Genomic DNA, 5694 nt, shown 5'->3' on the forward strand with positions numbered 1-5694 from the left:
GTTCGGCGGCGACCGCACGGCCTGCATCCGGGTGATGATCGAACGGGTCGTCGACCGCATGTACGCCGAGAGCGAGGAGAACCGCTTCCTCGAGGTCACGTACGCCAACGGCGACAAGGAGGTCCTGTACTTCAAGGACTTCAACTCGGGTGCGATGATCCAGAACATCGTCGACCGCGCCAAGAAGTACGCGATCAAGTCGGTGCTCGACACCGGTGCCCCGGGTCTGCGGGTCCAGCACCTGTTCGACTCCATCGTCGACGAGTTCTCGGAGAACGAGGACCTGCCGAACACCACCAACCCCGACGACTGGGCCCGGATCTCGGGCAAGAAGGGTGAGCGGATCGTCTACATCCGCACGCTGGTCACCGGTAAGAACGCGAGCGCGAGCCGCGCCATCGACACCGAATCCAACACGGGCCAGTACCTGTAAGCCGTGCGGCACCACCTGCGCGGCGGGAACTCGAACACGGTTCCCGCCGCGCAGGCGGCTGTGTGTCAGCGGTCCCGTGTCACGAGGTAGTCCTCCAGGAGCRCCCGGGTGTCCGGCACGAACGGCCACTGCGGGTCGTGCAGATGCGTCACCAGTTCGTGGGGCGTCCACCACCAGCCCGACGCGATCTCGCTGGCCTGGTGGACGATCGGCCCGTCCCAGTGCGTCTCGTAGGCGTACAGGTGGCACCGCAGCCGCAAACCCTGCCAGTGCCCGTCCCACGCCACTTTCGCGATGGGGGTGAGGCCCACCACTCCGGTGATGCCCAGTTCCTCCGCCAGCTCCCGGCTCGCGGCCTCCTCCGGGGTCTCCCCGGGATCGACCACCCCGCCCGCCAGGCAGTCGTGATGTCCGGCGAACACCGTCTTCGTGTCCGAGCGTCGGTGCACGTAGAGGCGCTTTCCGTCGCCGGACCGGACGAGGACGCCGGCACTCGCGTGCCACAGCCCCTCGGCGTAGACCCGGGAACGCTCCGCGGACCCCACCGGTCGTCCAGCACTGTCGAACACCGCCACCACTTCGTCCGTGCCGGGTGGGGGGTTCGGTGCGGAATCCATGTGTCGATCCTGCCAGCACCCCGGCGGACGTCGGTACTGTCGAGGTCGGTTGCTCGTTCCGGTGCCGAAGGGGTGAGAGGTCATGGCGTTGCCGCGTTCGGTCGCCCGATTCAACCGGGTCGTCACCAATCAGGTGAGCCGTCACGTCGCGACGATCCTGCCCGGGTTCGCCATGGTCGAGCACCGGGGCCGCAGGTCGGGCAAGGCGTATCGCACACCCGTCAACGTGTTCGTCGTAGACGGCCGCTACCGGTTCGCCCTGACGTACGGTGCGCAGAGCGATTGGGTGCGAAACGTGGTGGCGGCGGGCGGATGCACCATCGTGACGCGCCGCCGGACGGTGCACCTGTCCGACCCGAGCGTCGTCACCGACAGCACCCACTCCTGGGCTCCCGCCGGGGTCCGCACGGTGCTCCGGGCGATCTCGGCGGACCAGTACCTGGAGTGCTCGCCGGACTAGTCGCCGGGCGCGGACGGCTCGCGCGGCAGGAGTGTGCCGCCGGGTGATGTGGGTGATCGCATAGGCTCGGCAGCATGCAGCGGATCATCGGTGTCGAAGTCGAGTACGGAATCTCCTCACCCAGCGAGCCTTCGGCCAATCCGATCTTGACGTCCACCCAGGCGGTGCTGGCCTACGCGGCGGCAGCGGGAGTGCCGCGCGCGAAGCGCACCCGATGGGATTACGAGGTGGAATCCCCGCTGCGCGATGCCCGCGGATTCGACCTGGGCCGGTTGAGCGGCCCGGCGCCGGTGATCGATGCCGACGAGGTCGGCGCAGCCAACATGATCCTCACCAACGGCGCCCGCCTCTATGTCGATCACGCGCACCCCGAGTACTCGGCCCCGGAGGTCACCGACCCCCTGGACGCCGTGATCTGGGACAAGGCGGGCGAACGGGTGATGGAGGCGGCCGCCCGGCACGCGTCGAGCGTTCCCGGCGCCCCGCGACTGCAGCTGTACAAGAACAACGTGGACGGCAAGGGCGCGTCGTACGGCACCCACGAGAACTACCTGATGTCCCGGGCCACGCCGTTCTCCGCGGTGATCAACGGGTTGACCCCGTTCTTCGCGTCCCGTCAGGTGATCTGCGGGTCGGGACGGGTGGGCATCGGCCAGTCCGGTGACGAGGCCGGTTTCCAGCTGTCCCAGCGAGCCGACTACATCGAGGTGGAGGTCGGGCTCGAGACGACACTCAAGCGCGGCATCATCAACACCCGCGACGAACCCCACGCGGACGCGGACAAGTACCGGCGATTGCACGTCATCATCGGCGACGCGAACCTCGCCGAGATGTCCACGTACCTGAAGGTCGGGACGACGGCCCTGGTCCTCGATCTCATCGAGGCCGGTGTCGACCTCACCGACCTGCAGCTGGCCCGCCCGGTGACCGCCGTGCACCACATCAGCCACGACCCGACGCTGCGCGCCACCGTCGCGCTGGCCGACGGCCGGGAACTGACCGGGCTTGCCTTGCAGCGAATTTACCTGGACCGGGTCGACAAGTTCATGTCCGCCGAGGGCAACGACGACCCCCGGGTGGCCGATCTGCTGGAGAAGTGGGCGATGGTGCTCGACCTTCTCGAGCGGGACCCGATGGAGTGCGCTCACCTGCTGGACTGGCCGGCCAAGCTGCGGCTGCTCGAGGGTTTCCGGAACCGCGAGGGCCTCAACTGGTCCGCGCCGCGGCTACATCTGGTCGACCTGCAGTACTCGGACGTCCGCCTGGACAAGGGTCTGTACAACCGGCTGGTCGCCCGCGGGTCGATGGAACGGCTGGTCTCGGAGCAGGCGGTGCTCGACGCCGTCGACACCCCGCCCACCGACACCCGCGCCTACTTCCGAGGTGAGTGCCTGCGCAAGTTCGGCGCCGACATCGCGGCCGCGAGCTGGGATTCGGTGATCTTCGATCTCGGTGGCGACTCCCTGGTCCGTATCCCCACCCTCGAGCCGTTGCGGGGCAGCAAGGCGCACGTGGGGGAGTTGCTGGAGTCGGTGGAGACCGCGAAAGAACTCGTCGACGAGCTCACGAACTGACCCGTCGAGCGGTCGCGGACGGATCTGCGCCGGAACTCGCCGTCGCGTCGGCACACGTGCGGCGGCGGCGCTCGGTAGGGTGAAGGTCCGAGCGGATGATGTAGTCAGACTGCTTGGCAGGACAGGACGCTCGGAAGAAGAGCTCCCTTCACACAAGGAGGTCGGCTGCGATGGCACAAGAGCAGACCAAACGAACTGGTGGCGGCGACGAGGACGACACCCCGGGCGCTGACGGTGCCGCGGGTCAGGAACGTCGCGAAAAGCTGGCCGAGGACACCGACGACCTGCTCGACGAGATCGACGACGTGCTCGAGGAGAACGCCGAGGACTTCGTCCGGGCCTATGTCCAGAAGGGCGGCCAGTGACGGCGGATCGACCGGCATTGCGGACAGGCGACGGTGAGACGAGGCTCAGTTTCGGTTCGAATCTGAGCTCGTTCACCGAGTATCTGCGTGGTCACGCACCAGAATTGCTGCCGGAGAATCGGATCGGCCATCGTTCGCACTCGACACGGGGTGGTGACGGGATGGAGAGCGGTGATCTCGCACCGCACGGAACGACGATCGTGGCGCTCACCTACAAGGGTGGCGTCCTGCTCGCAGGCGACCGGCGCGCGACCCAGGGCAACCTGATCGCCAGCCGGGACGTCGAGAAGGTGTACGTCACCGACGAATACTCGGCGGCCGGTATCGCCGGCACCGCGGGGATCGCTATCGAGCTGGTTCGCCTGTTCGCCGTCGAACTCGAGCACTACGAGAAGATCGAGGGCGTTCAGCTGACCTTCGACGGCAAGGCCAACCGCCTGGCGTCGATGGTGCGGGGCAACCTCGGGGCGGCGATGCAGGGTCTCGCGGTCGTTCCGCTGCTCGTCGGGTACGACCTCGACGCGGACGACGAGGCCCACGCGGGCCGGATCGTCTCGTACGACGTCGTCGGCGGCCGGTACGAGGAACGCGCCGGATACCACGCGGTCGGTTCCGGGTCGTTGTTCGCGAAGTCGGCACTGAAGAAGATCTACTCGCCGGACAGCGACGAGGAGACCGCCCTGCGGGCGGCCATCGAATCGTTGTACGACGCGGCCGACGACGATTCGGCCACCGGTGGGCCCGACCTGACCCGCGGCATCTACCCGACCGCGGTCACGATCACCCAGGCCGGTGCCGTGCACGTGTCCGAGGAGACGACGTCCGAGTTGGCTCGGCGCATCGTCGCCGAGCGCACCGAAGAAGGGGGGTCTGCGCGATGACCATGCCGTATTACGCGTCCGCCGAGCAGATCATGCGGGACCGCTCGGAACTGGCGCGCAAGGGAATTGCCCGCGGACGCAGCGTCGTGGTGCTCACGTTCCGCGACGGCGTGCTGTTCGTCGCCGAGAATCCCTCCACCGCGCTGCACAAGGTCAGCGAACTGTACGACCGGCTCGGTTTCGCGGCCGTCGGCAAGTACAACGAGTTCGAGAACCTGCGGCGCGCCGGGATCGTCCACGCCGACATGCGGGGCTACTCCTACGACCGCCGTGACGTGACGGGCCGATCGCTGGCCAACGCGTACGCGCAGACCCTGGGCACGATCTTCACCGAACAGCCCAAGCCGTACGAGGTGGAGATCTGCGTCGCGGAGGTCGGGCGCGTGGGCAGCCCGAAGGCTCCCCAGCTGTACCGCATCACCTACGACGGATCCATCGTCGACGAACAGCATTTCGTCGTGATGGGTGGCACGACCGAGCCGATCGCGACCGCCATGCGCGAGTCGTACCGTGCCGACCTCGATCTCGAGGCGGCGGTCGGTATCGCGGTCAACGCCCTGCGTCGGGGTGGTGCCGGAGAAGGCGAGAAGCGCAACGTCGACGTGGCCAGCCTCGAGGTGGCCGTGCTCGACCAGTCCCGTCCTCGCCGCGCGTTCCGGCGGATCACCGGACCCGCGCTCGAACAGCTGATCCCCGCAGCGCCCGCGGCCGCCCCGGAGCCGGCTTCGGAGTCGAAGCCGGACCCCGAGACGAAGCCGGCCGACCCTCAGGTCTGAGGCCGGTATACCGCGATCGCTTCGGGCACCGTCCGGAAGTCGAACCGCAGGGCGTCGGCGACCACTTCACCGTCGGTGGCCAGTGCGACCGGCGAGCCGTCCACGCGGACGGTGAGCCGGGGCACGAGGGATCGCACGTACACCCGGCTGCTTCCGAGTGTCCCGGTGGCGGCGGCGAACAGCAGCCGCGGCCGGGACGCTTTCCGGTCGGCCCGCACGTACCGGACGTCGAGCAGTCCGCCGGTGATGGCGGGACGCGACATCGGAACCTGATCGCCGGGGGAATACCGACCGTTCCCCACGAACAACATCCACACCTTCACGGGCCTGCCGTCGATGGTGACGGCGAGCGGTGTTGCCGCGGAGAGAATCCGGATCATCGCCACACATGCCGCGGGCCACTTCCCGTACCGCGGTTGCCACTTCTCCCGCAGACGCACCGCGTCGGGATAGCCGCCGAGACTGGCGGTGTTGAGGAACGGCGCCGGCTCCGCGACATCGGTGTGGACGACGGCCTGATCGACGAGAACCGCATGCCCGGTCTCGACGGCGTTCACCGTGTCCGAGATGTCGGCGGCGCCGGCATCC

At 68.2% G+C, this 5694-nt stretch carries 7 protein-coding genes and 1 pseudogene; 6 read left to right on the forward strand and 2 right to left on the reverse strand.

Going from position 1 to position 5694, the window contains the following annotated elements:
- Positions 1–433, forward strand: a pseudogene (locus AC1D1G_RS40630) (proteasome ATPase); the annotation flags it as partial.
- A gap of 65 nt (positions 434–498) precedes the next feature.
- Here AC1D1G_RS40630 and AC1D1G_RS40635 read toward each other — a convergent pair.
- Positions 499–1050 (reverse strand): NUDIX hydrolase, encoded by a 552-nt coding sequence (locus AC1D1G_RS40635; protein ID WP_477956430.1) that lies wholly within the window; start codon positions 1048–1050, stop codon positions 499–501.
- 82 nt (positions 1051–1132) lie between these two features.
- Here AC1D1G_RS40635 and AC1D1G_RS40640 point away from each other — a divergent pair, with 82 nt between their 5' ends.
- The 5 genes from AC1D1G_RS40640 (at position 1133) to prcA (ending at position 5106) form a co-directional block, all read left to right on the forward strand.
- A complete protein-coding gene (locus AC1D1G_RS40640) occupies positions 1133–1510 on the forward strand; it encodes a nitroreductase family deazaflavin-dependent oxidoreductase (protein ID WP_477956431.1) in 378 nt (125 codons plus the stop codon).
- A gap of 74 nt (positions 1511–1584) precedes the next feature.
- The gene (gene dop, locus AC1D1G_RS40645) at positions 1585–3084 is read left to right on the forward strand and encodes a depupylase/deamidase Dop (RefSeq protein WP_007299057.1); all 1500 of its coding nucleotides are present in this window, start codon (positions 1585–1587) and stop codon (positions 3082–3084) included.
- A 170-nt stretch (positions 3085–3254) separates the two neighbouring features.
- Positions 3255–3449 (forward strand): ubiquitin-like protein Pup, encoded by a 195-nt coding sequence (locus AC1D1G_RS40650; protein ID WP_007299058.1) that lies wholly within the window; start codon positions 3255–3257, stop codon positions 3447–3449.
- Positions 3446–4330, forward strand: coding sequence for a proteasome subunit beta (gene prcB / locus AC1D1G_RS40655; protein ID WP_037229527.1), 885 nt, complete (start codon positions 3446–3448; stop codon positions 4328–4330). Before AC1D1G_RS40650 ends, prcB begins: the two co-directional genes overlap by 4 nt.
- Entirely contained in the window at positions 4327–5106 is a 780-nt protein-coding gene (gene prcA / locus AC1D1G_RS40660; RefSeq protein WP_283335136.1) for a proteasome subunit alpha, read from the forward strand. Before prcB ends, prcA begins: the two co-directional genes overlap by 4 nt.
- On the opposite strand, the gene AC1D1G_RS40665 is transcribed toward prcA, so the two are convergent.
- The coding region (locus AC1D1G_RS40665) for a diacylglycerol/lipid kinase family protein (RefSeq protein WP_477956432.1) at positions 5097–5694 on the reverse strand (598 nt) is incomplete at its 5' end. The genes prcA and AC1D1G_RS40665 overlap by 10 nt on opposite strands.

It is taken from the genome of Rhodococcus sp. P3_B8, assembly GCF_056402775.1.

What these genes read in the sequence shown, in the direction of transcription:
- AC1D1G_RS40640 (WP_477956431.1), top strand. Translation starts at nt 1,133, where the DNA reads ATGGCGTTGCCGCGTTCGGTCGCCCGATTCAACCGGGTCGTCACCAAT.
- dop (WP_007299057.1), top strand. Translation starts at nt 1,585, where the DNA reads ATGCAGCGGATCATCGGTGTCGAAGTCGAGTACGGAATCTCCTCACCC.
- AC1D1G_RS40650 (WP_007299058.1), top strand. Translation starts at nt 3,255, where the DNA reads ATGGCACAAGAGCAGACCAAACGAACTGGTGGCGGCGACGAGGACGAC.
- prcA (WP_283335136.1), top strand. Translation starts at nt 4,327, where the DNA reads ATGACCATGCCGTATTACGCGTCCGCCGAGCAGATCATGCGGGACCGC.